This is a genomic window from Paenibacillus sp. Y951 (assembly GCF_056786395.1).
Genome location: NZ_JBXCIY010000003.1, coordinates 193668 through 209984 on the forward strand (window position 1 = coordinate 193668; position 16317 = coordinate 209984).

A 16317-nucleotide genomic window follows, 5' to 3' on the forward strand; every position below is an offset into this window, starting at 1 on the left:
TATGTACGGATTTCGTTATCGAGGTCGTCACTCTTCGGAGTTCGGTGTGGATCTGCTATCATATACCATTAACTCACCAGAGCTGAGAGAGTTTGAAGATGAAGTATCGGGGCTACCTGGTGCCGTGGATTATGGTACCGACTGGGGGAAACGAGCAATTGATCTGAGCATCGACATAACTCCAACATCGGAGCCGTTCAAACTGCAGCAATCTAAAATATTAAATTGGCTTAAGCCGACATTGCCGGCTGCTATCCTCTTATTCGATGAGATACCAGACCGGTTTTATTATGCCAAATTTACTGGGAAGCTCGGTATACAGCAGTTTGGACATTATGGCGTTTTTGAGTTTTCGATGAAATGCACGGATCCATTTATTTATGGTCCGGAGCAAATTTATGAACATACCGTTACACAAAACCCCGACGCAACTTATGTACAATCAGGCGGGACTGAGTACACTTACCCAGTGATTCGACTAAGGAATGTTGGCAGCAATACAATTAACGGATTTGAGATTAAAACAATAACTGAGGTCGATTGACCAGGAGGATGATTGTACATGAGTATGAGTAATTATCTAGAAGCAGCTATTCTTAACGCAGTATTTCGTAATACACCATTTACTTCACCAACAACTGTGTATCTAGCATTATACACAAGCGATCCGACAGAGGCTGATAGCGGCACAGAGGTTACTGGCGGAGCGTATGCTAGACGTGCTGTAACATTTACAGCTCCTACACAAGTCGCTAACAAAGCAACGATTTCCAATTCCGCAGAAATCCAATTTGCAGAGGCTACAGCAAATTGGGGGACTGTTACTCACGTCGGCTTACGAAGTGCTGCAACCGGAGGCAATCTACTGTACTATGGTCCAGTTAGTAATGCACGATCCATACTAGCAAATGATCAACTGAGATTTAAGGTAGGGGAGTTAATACTCGATCTCGACTAATACTAAAGGGGTTGAGTGACAGTGTTTAACCAAATGGGATTCAACCAGCTGCACTTCAATCGGTCAACGACATCTGAGGTGTATTTAACAGCTGCATTATCCGCGAATAGTGGGTTAAATGCCAAGGCTTTAAGATGCGCGTTTGCAGGCACCTTAATCGGTGCAAAGTCTAATATGGATGCGCAATTAGGCAAGTTTGTTAGCTTAGGCGTTGCTATATCTAGTCAATCTGGTTTAATTGGGTCAATTGTACGTACAATTAATAACGAGGCGCACATACTTGCTGAGTCACGGATGCAAGCTACTGCTCGCATGCAATATTACTTGCGAGCAGTACTAGAATCCGATGCATCTATATCGGCAAACTATGTTCGTAGTGTACCTTACAAATATCGTGCTGAAGCATCATCCGGCATACTCGCGAACTTCATCCGCTTAATTGAGCGAGATGCATTCATGTCAGCTGTATCTAGTGTGCATGCTTCATTACTGCGTATTGTTCCAATGGATGCGTCCATGTCGGCAGATAGCGACCTTACAGCTCGCATAGTACGATCGATAGCCGTGGATAGTAAATTGTCTGCTGACAGTCAACTCAAAGCAGACACTGCGGTAATATGGTCAGGTGGATCTAAGATAAGTGCACAGGCTGCGTTGGAATCAACTATGTTGCGCTTGGTAGCTATGCATGCTAATCTTCAGTCAGCCGGCAAGTTACGAGCGACGTTGTTGCGGATGATCCCTTTCAAGAGCAGTATATCGGGACTCGGAGCTTTGAGTGCAAATGCACGTAGATATAAAATTCAGAGGCTCAATTTTACAGGCACATTCAAGCCAGGCGATGAAATCTTGATTGATCCAAGCTATCTACGCCTAACTCAAAATGGACAGATCGTACAGCGTTTGATAGCTAAAGATAGGTTATTCGTCATGCCTGGTGAAAACGAGTTGCAATATAGTGATACGGAGAGCGTGCGAATGATAGATATGCGTACAACCTTCCGTGATCGCTATGTTTAGGTTGGGGGTGCGGCATGTTTAATCGATCCGCTTTTAATGATTTACGATTTAACCAACCGTCAGAAGAGGTCATATTATCTGCAGTCTTAAGTAGTTCAGCTGGATTAAGTGCTCATACAACAGCCTCAATGACAGGTGGGGCAAGACTGAGCGGACAGACAGATCTAGCGGCTAAGATGTCGCGCATCTACGATGTCAGCGTTCATATCTCTGCTAACAGCAGCCTACGGTCTCACGTCTTGCTGTTACGGACCTTACGTGCTCAATTATCGGCACGATCGACCTTAATATCCAATGAGTCAAAATATCAAGTCAGACGATTGATATTTTCAGGTGAACTTTCAGCTGGAGGGATTATAAATATAGATGCTAGCAAAATGGAACTTACGCTTAATGGAGAAAATGCAATCCGTTACATGAATGGTCATTTTGGAGTGCTTTCGACCGGATTAAACGAAGTGATCTATACAGATCATGGCACACAACGAACAGTATTTATGCAGGTGATTCATAAGGACGCGAATATTTAGGTGGTGATTGAATGAAACATGTCGGAGAGGTGCTTGAGTTATGGGATGCTAACGGACGCATCGCCTTTTTAAAAAATGCCAGCGATATACGGGTCCGCGAAGTAGTTAATGGTGATTTTTATGTGCAGTTTATGTACCCGATGCTAGAGAATGATCTTGAACGATATGGAATGTTGACGGAGCAATTGGATATAGTCTTCCCACGAGAGGTTGAGAATGGTCAACAGTTTCGGATCCGAAAAGTTGACGAGGTAAGGCAAGGAAAGAAAATCTATAAGGTTATAGAAGCACATCATATAGCTTTTAATCTTGGTAAGTACTTTATGGATGACTATATAGACTTTGCAGCTGCTAAGACATTACCGCAGATGCTTACGATGTTGGGTGCTGGTACGCCGTTTACTTTTGTAGTAGAAGGTAATTTTGCTGCACAAGATATTTTTGAGTTTGGAGAAAAGAACAAAATAGAGTTGCTGCAGGAGTTACGGCAGCTATACAATGCAGAGCTATCCTTCAATAATTACGAGATTACACTTACGACTCGCAAAGGCGGTAACTACGGTGCTTATATCGGTTATCGTCATAATATGAAGGGAATCAAGCGTAAGAGTCATGATATGGAGCGTATCACACGGTTATACGGCTATGGCAAGAATGGGCTAACGATCGAGGGATTACCTGGCCATGCGGTTAAGTTTATCGATTCACCGCATTATGATCCTAACAATCCATATATGGGTAGGGTTGATTTCCCTGATATCGAGGACCAGGCGCGATTGCTGCAGGAGATGGAAAAGCATCTGGTTAAGTATGAACTTCCTTCAGTTAGTTACGATGCTGATTTTGTGCAAATGGAAAAGCTCGATCGCGAATATCTGAATGAGCGGCTTAGAGAAGCTGGCGATACAGTCACTTGCTATGACGAAGTGCTAGGCTATTCTTTCGACGCTCGTGCAATAGAGTATGAGCGTTGCCCATTTGAACGAGAATCTGGTCGTGCGGTTCTTGCAAACTTCCGTGAGTTTAAGACAGCGGACTATATCTTTCAGGCTACCGTTGGTAGCAAGAAGGCTATTGAGTACACCTCGAAGAATGCGGTGCTTAAAGGGCAGAAGTATGACGATAGTATAACACTGGTCGATGGCTTGGGAATGTTAGTGTCTGATGATCAAGGTAGACCAATGGTTAGGCTTGGACAGACTGGACCAGGTGAATATGGTCAAACCATGTACAACAAAGCCGGGGCAAAGACGATATGGCAGGATGCTTCGACAGGCGATGCTAGATTTAAGGGTAAGTTGGAAGCGTCGGAGTTTATTGGTGGCAGCATCAAAATAGGTAACAGTTTTAGCGTCAATACAGCTGGACATATGATCGCTGTTGGTGGCGATTTTAGCGGTGAGATTACTGCAACAATATTTTCAGGCGGCCAGATCAACGGAACAGTGATAACCGGAGCTCGCATTCAAACGTCAGAATCGTCCTATCCTCGTGCGGAGATGTCGGAAACAAGAAAGATGTTTCATGTAGCAACTACTCCTACGAGATACGCAGAATTAAATTCAGATTCTAGTTATGCAGGAAATAACATTCCGAATTTAGTGTTCCAACATGATTCCAACAGAATGAACATCGGATATGGTGGTGCTGGTTCTGCATTTATGGGAATAAGTGCTAACGATGTTATAGTGTTAGGAGGTCTAGAAGGTGTTTTAGCTATACGACTGTCTGTTTTAAACTGGGGCTTCTTGACAAATAATACGAATGGAAGATCCATGCAACAAGAACTCAACTCGCTCACAGATGCTATTGACGATCTTACAACTGCGATTAATAACAAAGCAAACAGCGGTTCATCTACTGGGTCGGGTGGAAGTCATAACCATGGTATTCAAGAAGGAACGGTATTAATGAAATATGATGGGTCACCTATTACCTATCATGTAGCGCCTGCGCATTCCCACACACAGAATTAATGTGGTACAATATGGGGAAAAAAGAGGTGTTATTATGAAAAAAATCATTATTTTATCCATATGCGCTACTGTTCTTATATCCAGTTCAGTATATGCAGGTACAACTTCCAAAATAGGCAAGAAAATCACTGCAGAAAGTCCGGTTTACTTAAATGGAGAATTAATCAGTGATGCGATTATAACAGAAGGCTCATCATTTGCTCCTCTTAGAGTAATAGCAGAAGAACTAGGGCTCGATGTGAAGTTTGAATCAAATAAGGAAGGAAGTGTGATTCGATTGACATCTCCTGAAACTAAAGTAATAACAAATGAATCTATATGGGAAAAAGCTGGAGTTCAAACAAAAATAAATGCAGCTAATCGAGAAATTGAACGGGCTAATCAAACTATTGAGTATTCACATAAACAACTTGATACAGAGATAACTGAAGAATATAGATTATTTTATAATAATGAGATATTAAAAGCTCAAGAACAAATCATTAAATCTCAACAAGATATTATCAAATACACAAATGAGTTGCTGGAGTTAGAGACAGCTGAATAATAGAAAACAGAAAAGACGCCTACGGGGCGTCTTTTTTCTTGGAGGTGAGAACGATGGACAATAGAAAAACCTTGGATGGATCGACAGCGAAGGGGACATATATTACGGTTACAGGTAAGTATTCAGTCCCGCCAGAAGAATTTCGTCGTATACTTGATTTGGCACCGGTCGTGGACTTGAGGACCACTAAAGTAGTTCCAAAACCACTTAAATTGTGTACTTGTCCCACGCAATCCGATGGTGGTCAATATTGGCTAAAAAATTAACTATGTCTTGCCGACCTTTGTAAGTGGGTACGCCACGGTGGTTTTGTGCCATTAAAACTATTGGCATATTACCAAAAGCGTGTACCCCGAACTGCATCATTTCTTTAGTTGCGTAATCAGTATTTAAAACAGTGCTGTTAACGATGACTATTCCAAATGTTATGCCTTGTTCTTTAACTACAGCTCCTTGAAATTGCATCATATCCCTCCTTTCTACAATAATTGGTAAGTATCGACAACCTACCATTCGACAAGTTAGGAGGTTTTACCTCGCAAACAAATGTTCTACTAGCAAGAAATATACTAGACGCAGGCAATAGGCTGCGTTTTTTTGTTGGAAACTTAACAGAGAAAGGAGTTGAGCACATTGGCGGTAGTTACACAAAAATTAGTGATCGAAGCGGATCCGAACCGTCCGAAAGAAGAAATCGCAAACATCGCTGCAGCCTTCTTACAACTTTGGCCAGGTAGTGAAGTTGATATCTTAAAGGCGGTTAGATCTGAATTCGAGCGTTCGATCGAAGCCTACGAGAAAGGAAGTGAACAATCATGAAAACTATGTATCCAGGCATGATAAACAGCCCGATCACGGAGATTTCTGCTGCCATAACCGCAGCGCAGACATCGATTACTGTGCTAAACGGTGCTTCATTACCATCGGCTCCTAACTTATTTGTTATCGGCCAGGGCGAGCTTGCGGAGACAGTGGTGTATACGACCAAAAGTGGCAATACAATATCTGGTCTGACAAGAGGTTTGCAAGGTACAGCCAGAGCATGGCCTTCTGGTACGAAACTATCTCGTAACTTCACTGATTATGATTACGGCGCACTGATCGAGAATATTAATGAGTTAACTGCGGTAGCGACTACGAATAATAATGGCTTAATGGCTGCTGCGGACAAAACGAAGATAAACGGAATTGCGGCAGGGGCGCAAGTTAACACAGTCACGTCTGTTGAGGGAAAGACAGGTGCAATTACGCTGGCAAAAGGTGATGTCGGATTACCTAACGTGGATAACGTAAAGCAGGCGACGAAGACCGAGTTTGATGCTTTCAAAAGTGCAGCCGATACGGGTATAGCAGACAAGTTATCGAAAGTGCCAATAAGCATGAATAATCTCAACCTTAACGATATAACAATTTCCGGTATGTATTATGCTTATAGTGGTACTTCAAATAAACCATCATCAGCAGGCACTGTATATCATCAAAATGCTGTAACGGATGTTAATTATGCTACTCAACTATTTATTTCAGCAGGTAGTTTATTGTCAGTTTTTGTTCGCAATAAAGTTAATGGTGTATGGTCTAGTTGGGTAGATTTATTTAAAGGTGATGGGAAAGCAAATCTTACATTCACCGCTAACGCTGTAGGATTGCTAATGTCTATAGGCAATGTAAATAGTTTCTTACCATTAGCAGATTTCCCAGAAATTTCGACAGCCACTGCAGAAGCTCGTATGTTTAGAAACACTAATACCTCAGGGGTAAAGGATTTTACCATATTTAAGGGTGACGGAACACCATCTGTCGCTTTTATCATTCGTAATGGCAGAATTGTAACATTAGACGGTAGACCTACTCAAATAGCTTCTGGTGTCGGAAGTCCTGAAGGTGTATTGGCTGCGGCAGTTGGATCTCTTTATTTGCGATCGGACGGAGGGGCGAATACAACGCTTTGGGTTAAAGAAACCGGGACAGGGAATACGGGGTGGAAAGCAAAATGATGAAAACATGTGTATTGCTAGATGGGAAAGTAATCAATATTGGTGAATGGGATTATCAATATGAACAAGTTGAAGTTACCCCGGCTATTATTGACGAAGAAACACAAGAGGTTATTGAACCTGCAGAATATGAAATTATTGAACGTAATCCTATGCCTGAAGGATCAGTTATTGAAGAGCGTGACTTTGAATATAGCGAAGATCGAGGTTGGCATGAAGTAGGAACCGTTGAAGCGCCGACTGAACTCGAACTGCTTCGCGAAGAAAATACAATGTTGCAGCTTGCTCTCGCCGAGCTTGCAGAAGCACAGGAAGCTGACAAAACAGATACGCAGTTAGCTCTTGCAGAGTTAGCTAGTTTAATAGACGGAGGTGCTTAATCATGGTTAAAGTATATTATGATTTAATTAATAAAGGATTAAAGACAATTGACGATGTGCCTATACGCTGGAAAGCTGATGTACAAGATTTGCTAGATGCTGATGTTACGGCATAGGGTCATTTGTATGCAAAAACCCTGTCAAGTGGGTCTGGGATACGACAGTGGCGAGCGCGGTGAACTGACTCCTAAAAACATGTGTTATGCTGTATCTGTTGGTGCAATTCAATTAATTTTTAGGAGGTAAATATGGAGAAAATTAGATGGACAGACTTACAGTGTGCGAGTAGCGATAGTTGCACAAACCCAGTTTTGGAAGGTAGTAAACGCTGTGAAAAACATAAAGCAAGACGTGGGGAACATCGAAAAGCTTTTCTTAGAGATGTAAAAGCAAGGGTTGTAAACAAAAACTCTGGTTATTTAGATTGTGAAGGTTCTGAGTGTAAAGTTAAAGGGGTTATAGTTTTCGAAGAACATTGGTTTGATGTGGATCACATAAAAGAAGTAAATGAATTTGAACCTGAAGATTTAGTTAGCACAATTAACTCACCTGAAAACGGACAACTACTTTGTAAGTTTTGTCATGCAGATAAGAACAACAAGATTAGACCAAAGGGGAATTAATTAATTTTTATTCTTAGTTGGACCACACTGCGACAGTAGAGCATTCAAAGCGGATGCTCTTTTTTGCATTTAAAATTAGGGAATGGGGTGAAGCGGTGGAGTTATCAGTGCTGGTCACAATCTTAGTTGGCATTAGTGGCATGTTGCTCGGTTGGCTTGGTAAGTCGAAGCAAGCAAAGGATGAAGCTAGGAGTGAGGGTGTAAAAGATGGCGCTATAAAAGTGGATATGGAGTATATCAAACGCGGTGTTGATAACGTACAAGTTGAACAGAAGGTGCAAGGGAAAATGTTTAATGATTTGAACGAGCGTGTTATTCGGGTAGAAGAATCCACTAAGCAGGCGCACAAACGGATCGATACGCATGATACAAAATTAGATGAACTATTGAAGGGATGATATTAAATGACAAACAAATTGATTAAAGCAGCAACTATTCGTGCAGTCAAGACAGCCGCACAAACGGCAATTGGAGCAATTGGAGCGACAACAGTATTTAATGGAGTGGATTGGAAAATTGTAGGCGGCACAGTCCTGCTAGCAACGATTATGAGCTATCTGACGAGTCTGGCAGGTTTGCCCGAAGCAGGGGATGACAGCAATGCCTAGCACTAAAACTATATTGGGTATTAGTTGTACACTTGAATACCTCAACAGCAAAGAAGACGAGATCGGAGTCGGCTATAAAGTCGGCTCCACAGTCAAAGAGATAGCTCAAGCTGCGGGTGCAGATGCGGCCATAAACTTTAATTTTGCTAATAACCTTACTGGCACGCCAATAGGCTTAGTTATGGTAGATGGCAAGGTAGTAAATAAAGACATAGCAAAGACAGCAGCACGAGATTCATTTTGTATTCAATCAGATGGATCGTTTCGGATAGGTAAACCCAATAAAGATACGCTACACAGCGCACAAGGCTCTCCTCGATTGTTAGAGGATGAGCTTTTTGTTTATAAAGATTCAATCGAACGTGACCAACTCGGTACTGACATATGGAAGAATAACGCTAAGCACATACGAGTGGCAGTAGGCATATTAAGCCCAACAAAGGCTGTGTTAGTACGTACTCACTCAGCTATCACATTGCACGTATTAGCTCAGATCATGGCTAACATCGGTTGTGTTGATGCTCTTAACGGAGACGGTGGCGGTAGTGCTTATATATGGCCGCATGATAACGGTTGGGGTCGCAAGATGGGTAGTGCAATTACAGTTAAAAAAGGAGTGTATAAAATGATTGGAGATAGTAACCCTGATTTGATTATTGATCCTGGTCATGGCGGTAGTGATCCGGGCGCAAGTGGTAATGGAATTATTGAAAAGCTTATGACACTAGCTATATCGCTATATCAATACAATAGATTCAAAGAATTGGGTGTAAAAGTTGCTCTCACTCGTGATACAGACGTAACGATTGACAGCACACCTCGAGCAACGATCGTTAAAAATAGCAAGGCTAAGTATTGTATAAGTAATCATATTAATGCAGCGTCTGCTACTACAGCAAAGGGTGCTGAGATCATCCACAGTATCCACAATGACGGTAAGTTAGCTGAAGCTATTGCAAGCTCATTGGCTGCTGCTGGACAAGTATTGCGACCGACAGCAACCTTTAGTAAAGAAGGTACAAAGTTAGTTGTCGACGGTAAAGGGCAAGCCATCCTTAAAAATGGTGAAAAGCAATACGTGCCGAACGGGCAAGATTACTACTTCATGCATCGTCAAACTGGATCTGTATCGACTAACATCGTTGAGTATGGTTTCTTGACTAACGCAGAGGATGCAGTGCGATTAACTGCTAAGTGGCAGACGTATGCGGAAGCTGTTGTTAAAGCTTACTGTGAGTTTGTTGGTCATAAGTATGTAGCGCCTAAAGGAGAGAGTATTGTGGATAATACTACTAATAAAAGTGGGTTTACTGATGTGCCGGATAGTCATTGGGCTGCATCGTCAATTAAAAAAGCAGCTGACAAAGGATTGATCACAGGCGTAAGTGAAGGAGTATTTGATCCAAACGGAAATGTAAGTAGAGCGCAGCTTGCGGTTATTTTAGACCGAGCTGGAATATTGAATAAATGACATAAATAAGCCCTTCTGCCTCATGGTAGAGGGGCTTATTATTTTTTGGCACATATGTTCCTATTGTAAAAAGTGTTAAGTTAGGAGAATATGTTCTTATAATAAGAAATGGGTGATCATATGATAAACAGACCTAAAAGTATATCATTTATTAATATGAAGGGCGGTGTAGGAAAGACTACTTCCGCTATAAATATTGCAGATACTCTTGTAAGGGCTAAGAATAAGAATGTATTAATTATTGACATGGATCCACAATTTAATGCAACACAAGCAATGTTCACAAAATATAAAACGATATCAGAGTATGAAGTGATTAGAAATTCTAGAAAAACGATTGCTAGTGTGGTTATGAATTTGACAGGCGCTGGAGTTACTCAAGGAGCTAGCGAATTAACTCATAAGGAAATTATCGTAAAATTACATACTACTGTAACTGGATCTAATCTATTTATGATACCTGGTGATTTGGAATTAATTGATTACGAATCGAGTAGAAGAGGAGCAGAGAAAATTTTAAGTTCTTTTATCGAGGAACAAGTCATACCGAATTATAATTTAGATTATATAATAATAGATACTCCTGCCACCTATTCTATATATTCTCAAGCGGCGCTTCTTGCTAGCAATCACTATGTAGTACCAATAGCTCCAGATGTTTTTTCAACATTAGGATTTTCATTATTGAATAGGGTAATGGGGAAAGATTTTACGCTTAGAGGTCACTCTGTCACTAATCTAGGAATAATTTTCACATTACATAAAGAGAGAACAGGAAGAATAGCAATACAGGAATCTTTCAAAGAACATCCAACTTTTTCAGTTGTAATCAAAGAATATGAAAGGGTTAGAACAGGTAGGGTTTCTTCTTTAATGTATGACATGGGATCTACTAGAGACAATATAATTAAATTGTGTGAAGAATTTATAAAAAAAACAACTTAAATTGAGGTGGTATTAATTGAAATACATTCAAGAGTTTATTGAATTAAAGACTATAGACGAAGAAGTTGAAAAATTATTATTTCTTAGTATTGCAATTTTAAGCGAAATAATACTTGAAAAGAAGCACTTTACTAAGAATATAGAGCTAAAGAATTTTACAAATGAGTTGTTAAACCAAAAATATAAAGACTATCTTTTTGATTCAAGACCCACTTTATATGCACGATTAGTTAAAGATTTGAGGAAATTAAAAACTGAAAACAGGGAAGTTTTTATTGAATTATCACGTATTATTCAAATTTATGTTGAGTCTAATTTAGGAGAAGATGAATCAATTAAGGATTATATTAATGAAGACAACAATGAGCAAAAAAACAAAATGAAAAAAAATAATCATAACTTCATCAATGACTGGAGATCTGTGATTGAGTCTGAAAGGTGAAAACAATGCAAATTGATCTTGATTCTGAACATACGCAAGATTTTCAAAAATACTTGGAATTTATACAAGCTAGAACCTATTTAACAGATAGTGATTTGCATCAAAATATTTTCAAATTATACAAGAAAATCTACATGATTACTACACTAACTTCATCTATAGTTCAAATAAGTCCCCAGAGTCAAATTGCAGACTTTTATTATGAATGTAAAAACAATATTATACTAAGCTTGGATTTATGTAATTCTAATTATTATAATGCATCAAAGCAAATATTACGTTCAGGAATAGAATCTTTTTTCAGGTTTTGTTTGGCATTACAACATTACATAGAGTATAGGGAAAATGTTAAAAATATGGTTTATCATGCAACACCATTACTAAAAGAATTAAAATCAAGACAACAATCTCATTCAGTGGGGAAATTAACAAGTTTTATAGTTAGGCTGTTTGATGGAAAATCTATAGAATCGATAATAAATGAACTTAATCAAAATTATTCAATTCTATCAGGAAATGTTCATGTTAATAAGAAAGAGAATTTTAGTCCTCAGAGATTTTTAAGTGACTATACCCAATTAGACTTGTCTAAAAACAAAGATTACCTCGTTCATTTTGAAGATATAATTAACTCGTTTATTATTATTTTATACTATTATTCTTTTAAATTGGAAAATGAGAACATGTATTTTAAAAAGAAATATATTACCGAGTTCTCACAAACTTTATCGGATTTTTCAATTCTAGAAGCGATTGAAACAGAACCATAAGTCCTAACAACTCACTGCAGAAGGTATTGATTACATCGAATCTGTTACATTTTCTCAACAGTAATACTAAAGTATTTGCTCGTTCAGCTCTTTGTTTGAATATAGAACCAAAAAAAAGCCACTCATTAGCGAGTGGCTTTGTACGTTTTATATAGACTAGTCATGATATTTGATTGCTTAATTAGTAAGAGGTAAGGAAAATTTTCCTTAGCAACGGTGTTTGTCAAGGTAGTTGTCGCGATCTCTTGAAAAAAGTAGCGGTTTAATTTATGGATTTTTGCCCAGTTTGAATAGGCGTCACTTTTTCTGGGTTAAGCCATACTTCTCCCTCTAAGCTCCAGTTGCGTGTGCTACCTGACCAACGGGTTGGGTGTGAAGCTTTTGCCGCTTCATAGACTTGTTTTCGTTTATCAAATATCTGTTTCTCCAGTCCTTGATGCCTCTGGTTAGGGGTTATAAAATTAAGCCCACTATGGCAGTGTTCTGTATTGTACCAGTGGACGAAACGTAGTACCCATTCGCGCGCTTTGTCTATACTCTCAAAACCGTTTGTTGGGTACTCAGGACGGTATTTGCATGTTCTGAATATCGATTCCGCATAGGGATTGTCATTACTCACTCGCGGTCTGCTTCTCGACGGTGTAATCCCTAAGCTATACAGGGTCTCTAACAAGCTCGCACCCTTCATGGGGCTGCCATTATCCGAATGTAGAACGAGCGGCTCCTTCCTGATCAAACACTTCTCGCTGAGTACCGTTCTATGAATGAGCCTGCTCGCATGCTCGGCAGACTCTTCTTCCCAAATCTCCCAACCTACGATTTTGCGACTAAATAAATCGAGCACAAGGTAGAGATAGAAGTAAAAGCCTTTCAAAGGACCTGCCAGCCACGTAATGTCCCACATCCACACTTGGTTTGGGCTTGTTGCACGATGGCTCGTTAGTGGTTTGGATGTTGGTTTAGCACTTCGTCCACGATGATGCTGTAACTCGTACTGATGCATGACGCGATAGAAGGTAGATTCAGATGCAATGTACATGCCTTTGTCAGCCAATCTAGGTACAATTTGACTCGGTGGTAAGCTTTTGAATTCAGGCTGATTGATAACCGTTATGATTTGTTGTTGCTCGGAATCACTAAGCTTGTTGGCTGGTGGCTGTCGCTTGGCATGAGGACGCTGATCCTCGCATACCTCTTGATTTCGCCAACGCTGTAACGTTCTTTGTGTAAGATGAAGCTCTTTGCAAGCTAAGAATTCCCTTGCACCGGCTACTACCGCTTCCTGAATCAGTGAAACGGCTAATGCACGATCTGAGGCGGTGATCATTCGTCCTCTTGGTCCCCCCAGATCGCTTGGGCCTTTTTTCGCAACACGAGTAAGGCAGCGGTTTCCGCTAATGCAGATTCTTTCCGTTGTAATTCACGAGAGAGTGCTTTCACTTCTTGTTCTTTTGTACGGAGCTCCTTTTGTAGTTTCGTCGCATGCTCGGCAACACCACCATTGGCTTGCATACATGCATCTCGCCAAGCCTCAACTTGCTCCACATACAAGCCCTTGGTGCGACAATACTCAGCTAGCTCGATCTGACTTAATGTGGTAGTCTCCACTACAATAGCAAACTTGTCTCGTGTGCTCCATTTCTCTGCTGCCGTTTCTCCGGCAGGCATGGCGAACCCTTGTGCTCGAGCGGTCTTCTTCCATTTATACAATGTGGCTTCGGACAGTCCGCTATCCCTTGCAATCTGACTGACGGACTCATTGTTCGGGGGCATCATTCGTTGCAGAATCTTAAGCTTCATTTCTTTATTCATTTTAGCCATTGTTCTCCACCTCAGTCTCTCTTTTTAACTACTATACTTTCTAGAGAGGGGCACGACAACTATTCTGACACAGGGGGGCAATGACAAAGCCACTCATGCCTATACGGTGTGAGTGGCTTTGTTGCGTAATTTGGAAAACGACGTTAGAGGGTTGGAGATCAGTAGTAATTGCGCTACGTGCTACTAAATAGATAAAATTAATCCCCTCTGTATTGAGATAGAGGGGATTTGTTTGTGAATAGTAAGTTTGTGGTGTTTTTTTATGCTTTTTTTAACTGTATTTATTTAATATTTATATTGTGTTTTCCTATCTGTGACTAGTCAATATTTCTTATTATAGTACAACCATCTGATTCCGTTTACAATTGCTAGTATTAAACACATTCCTGCAAATACGAGTAAAATAACACTCCAACCTGATATAATGCCTTGCAAGAAAAAAATTTTAGCAAGACTTAGTCCATAATCAAACCATAAGAACAGGAATTTTAAACCAACAAGCATAATTGTTGCTACCCCAGAAGAAAGTATAGGTTGAATCACAATAATGTAAACTCTACCTTTCGATTTCATGTAGTTTAATGTTTCATTGCTGCTTTGTTTCCCCATAGATTTCCTTCTTTCTTAGGAAGGGTTATTTTAATTCCATGATGCTTGTCTTAAGAATTCAGTAAAAGGTTGAATGAAACCTTCTTTACCGAGTTCTTTAGTTGATTCTCCTGGGGCAGATATATTTAATATCCTAAGATATTTGGTGCCTTGTCGAGTAGTATCACTAATGTTATCAGCAAGAGCTAACCACTTCTCCCAATCTGTCATATAATGCGCATTTACATCCACATCGCGAGTAAAAACCCCATCTATTAATGCACCAGCTACTGTGGCTGCAATAGCTCCTGTAACTATTGCAACAGTTAAAGCACCGGTTAAAGCTGCAATAACAAGCGAAACGGCAGCTCCAATTGACATATTCCTTAAAAAACTTACTTGCTTTTGAGTAGAATATGTGGTTCCATCAGCTTTATAATAACCATGAGCTATTATACCTCTATGCTCATTGTTATAGGAATTCCTATAAGAATATCCCTCGTTATAGGGCCATGATGGAGGAAATGATGAAAATATAGTAGCTTCTAGTGCCTTTTCTACATCAACAACTTTATTACTTACTACATTTTCTTCAATAAGATCTAGCTCTTCAATAAAATCATCTGTTTTGTAAATAGTTGTTTTTTCTTTCATAACTTTTTTATCTTCTTTAAAACTCTTATCTTTAATGAATTTTTTGTCTTTATTGTTATTAGGTTCAAAATATTCTGTTGACACCACTGTACCTGTAGTTAAATCTGTTTTCGCACTATGATTTAATACACCATTAACATAGACTACAATTGTACCATCTGATTCTTCTAAAAGCTCGATAAGACTACCTCCAGCATCATAGAAGGAATACTCTATTGAAGAACTTACTTTTTCAGTTCCTTTATTGATGCTTGCTGAGGTTATTGAAGGTAATATTGTGACAAGAGACAAGAATAAAAAACTAATTTTCTTTAGTATTTTCATTGTATTCACAAACTCCTTTTATCAATTTAGATTACCTACCTAAAATAAATGCTCCTTTCTTTTTTTACTAACACATGTAAGTTTGCTCATTGCTATGACTTGTCGAGCGGCCCAACAATTACTAATAAAGATCATTACAGTGAAATTGTAACAATAAATACAATAATTATTGTTACAAAAATTAAAGGAATTATTAAGTAAATTAAAGATGTTGAGGAACCAGGCACTATTTGATAAATTTGTGACGCTTCTATAAGTTATTGATTGGTCTAAATAAATGGCAAATCAAGCTTTAAAAAAAGACATCCAATTTATTTTAATAGGTGAGCGAGGATGTTTTTTCAAACGTTTGGATATTGTTATTTCTAATCTTTATTCCTGTATATACCGCCTGACCAAAGAAATGGTCCCCATCTTTACAGTTAGAGTGGACAAAACGAATAGCTACTCATTAATGAGTGGCTTTGTACGTTATATACGATTGTTATGTATCACAACTATAGCTGTACCATCCTCTGGGTGGGCTGTAGACCAAATCAATTTATAAACACTATTATCCTTATCAATAGCATATGCGTATGTACTAGGACCAACTATGACGGGGTATCCGTAGATGTAAAAATCAACGCCATGTATCCTCACCGCAAGTAACACCTCACAATT

Annotated in this window: 20 protein-coding genes and 1 pseudogene; 17 read left to right on the forward strand and 4 right to left on the reverse strand. The window is 39.5% G+C overall.

Features of this window, described 5'->3' with window-relative positions; all coding sequences use genetic code 11:
- The first annotated feature begins 1 nt into the window (after nt 1).
- From AC1TPB_RS05850 to AC1TPB_RS05875, 6 genes are read left to right on the forward strand one after another with little or no spacing between them, the layout of a single operon-like run.
- Nucleotides 2–544, forward strand: coding sequence for a distal tail protein Dit (locus tag AC1TPB_RS05850; RefSeq protein WP_482075642.1), 543 nt, complete (start codon nt 2–4; stop codon nt 542–544).
- Between the two features lie 18 nt (nt 545–562).
- Entirely contained in the window at nt 563–958 is a 396-nt protein-coding gene (locus tag AC1TPB_RS05855; RefSeq protein WP_482075643.1) for a phage tail fiber protein, read from the forward strand.
- 21 nt (nt 959–979) lie between these two features.
- Nucleotides 980–1978, forward strand: coding sequence for a hypothetical protein (locus AC1TPB_RS05860; protein WP_482075644.1), 999 nt, complete (start codon nt 980–982; stop codon nt 1976–1978).
- A gap of 14 nt (nt 1979–1992) precedes the next feature.
- A complete protein-coding gene (locus AC1TPB_RS05865) occupies nt 1993–2508 on the forward strand; it encodes a hypothetical protein (RefSeq protein ID WP_482075645.1) in 516 nt (171 codons plus the stop codon).
- Nucleotides 2509–2519: 11 nt separating this feature from the next.
- Nucleotides 2520–4484, forward strand: a complete 1965-nt coding sequence (locus AC1TPB_RS05870) for a phage tail spike protein (RefSeq protein ID WP_482075646.1) — start codon at nt 2520–2522, stop codon at nt 4482–4484.
- Between the two features lie 34 nt (nt 4485–4518).
- A complete protein-coding gene (locus AC1TPB_RS05875) occupies nt 4519–5031 on the forward strand; it encodes a hypothetical protein (RefSeq protein ID WP_482075647.1) in 513 nt (170 codons plus the stop codon).
- A 207-nt stretch (nt 5032–5238) separates the two neighbouring features.
- On the opposite strand, the gene AC1TPB_RS05880 is transcribed toward AC1TPB_RS05875, so the two are convergent.
- Nucleotides 5239–5499 (reverse strand): hypothetical protein, encoded by a 261-nt coding sequence (locus tag AC1TPB_RS05880; protein ID WP_482075648.1) that lies wholly within the window; start codon nt 5497–5499, stop codon nt 5239–5241.
- Between the two features lie 165 nt (nt 5500–5664).
- Here AC1TPB_RS05880 and AC1TPB_RS05885 point away from each other — a divergent pair, with 165 nt between their 5' ends.
- The 11 genes from AC1TPB_RS05885 to AC1TPB_RS05935 all read left to right on the forward strand — a co-directional run bounded on the left by AC1TPB_RS05885 (nt 5665) and on the right by AC1TPB_RS05935 (nt 12267).
- Nucleotides 5665–5850 carry a hypothetical protein gene (locus tag AC1TPB_RS05885; RefSeq protein WP_482075649.1) on the forward strand — a complete coding sequence of 62 codons (186 nt, stop codon included), beginning with the start codon at nt 5665–5667 and terminating at the stop codon, nt 5848–5850.
- Complete coding sequence (locus AC1TPB_RS05890) at nt 5847–7028, forward strand: pyocin knob domain-containing protein (protein ID WP_482075650.1); 1182 nt, start codon at nt 5847–5849, stop codon at nt 7026–7028. The genes AC1TPB_RS05885 and AC1TPB_RS05890 overlap by 4 nt, the downstream gene beginning before the upstream one ends.
- Nucleotides 7025–7408 carry a hypothetical protein gene (locus AC1TPB_RS05895; RefSeq protein WP_482075651.1) on the forward strand — a complete coding sequence of 128 codons (384 nt, stop codon included), beginning with the start codon at nt 7025–7027 and terminating at the stop codon, nt 7406–7408. Before AC1TPB_RS05890 ends, AC1TPB_RS05895 begins: the two co-directional genes overlap by 4 nt.
- Nucleotides 7409–7410: 2 nt before the next feature.
- Nucleotides 7411–7524 carry a CD1375 family protein gene (locus AC1TPB_RS05900; protein ID WP_482075652.1) on the forward strand — a complete coding sequence of 38 codons (114 nt, stop codon included), beginning with the start codon at nt 7411–7413 and terminating at the stop codon, nt 7522–7524.
- Nucleotides 7525–7656: 132 nt separating this feature from the next.
- On the forward strand, nt 7657–8031 hold the full coding sequence (locus tag AC1TPB_RS05905) for an HNH endonuclease (RefSeq protein WP_482075653.1): 375 nt from the start codon (nt 7657–7659) through the stop codon (nt 8029–8031).
- 17 nt (nt 8032–8048) lie between these two features.
- A complete protein-coding gene (locus tag AC1TPB_RS05910) occupies nt 8049–8429 on the forward strand; it encodes a hypothetical protein (RefSeq protein WP_482075654.1) in 381 nt (126 codons plus the stop codon).
- 6 nt (nt 8430–8435) lie between these two features.
- Nucleotides 8436–8639: a holin gene (locus AC1TPB_RS05915; RefSeq protein ID WP_482075655.1), complete on the forward strand. Its 204-nt coding sequence runs from the start codon at nt 8436–8438 to the stop codon at nt 8637–8639.
- On the forward strand, nt 8632–10110 hold the full coding sequence (locus AC1TPB_RS05920) for an N-acetylmuramoyl-L-alanine amidase (RefSeq protein WP_482075656.1): 1479 nt from the start codon (nt 8632–8634) through the stop codon (nt 10108–10110). Before AC1TPB_RS05915 ends, AC1TPB_RS05920 begins: the two co-directional genes overlap by 8 nt.
- 108 nt (nt 10111–10218) lie before the next feature.
- The gene (locus AC1TPB_RS05925; protein ID WP_482075657.1) at nt 10219–11055 is read left to right on the forward strand and encodes a ParA family protein; all 837 of its coding nucleotides are present in this window, start codon (nt 10219–10221) and stop codon (nt 11053–11055) included.
- A gap of 16 nt (nt 11056–11071) precedes the next feature.
- Nucleotides 11072–11497: a hypothetical protein gene (locus tag AC1TPB_RS05930; RefSeq protein WP_482075658.1), complete on the forward strand. Its 426-nt coding sequence runs from the start codon at nt 11072–11074 to the stop codon at nt 11495–11497.
- Nucleotides 11498–11502: 5 nt separating this feature from the next.
- Nucleotides 11503–12267 carry a hypothetical protein gene (locus AC1TPB_RS05935; RefSeq protein WP_482075659.1) on the forward strand — a complete coding sequence of 255 codons (765 nt, stop codon included), beginning with the start codon at nt 11503–11505 and terminating at the stop codon, nt 12265–12267.
- 262 nt (nt 12268–12529) lie between these two features.
- Here AC1TPB_RS05935 and AC1TPB_RS05940 read toward each other — a convergent pair.
- The 3 genes and pseudogenes from AC1TPB_RS05940 to AC1TPB_RS05950 all read right to left on the reverse strand — a co-directional run bounded on the left by AC1TPB_RS05940 (nt 12530) and on the right by AC1TPB_RS05950 (nt 15654).
- Nucleotides 12530–14088 (reverse strand): annotated as a pseudogene (locus AC1TPB_RS05940) (IS3 family transposase).
- Nucleotides 14089–14409: 321 nt separating this feature from the next.
- A complete protein-coding gene (locus AC1TPB_RS05945) occupies nt 14410–14697 on the reverse strand; it encodes a hypothetical protein (RefSeq protein ID WP_482075660.1) in 288 nt (95 codons plus the stop codon).
- Between the two features lie 30 nt (nt 14698–14727).
- Entirely contained in the window at nt 14728–15654 is a 927-nt protein-coding gene (locus AC1TPB_RS05950; RefSeq protein ID WP_482075661.1) for a hypothetical protein, read from the reverse strand.
- Nucleotides 15655–16317 lie beyond the last annotated feature (663 nt).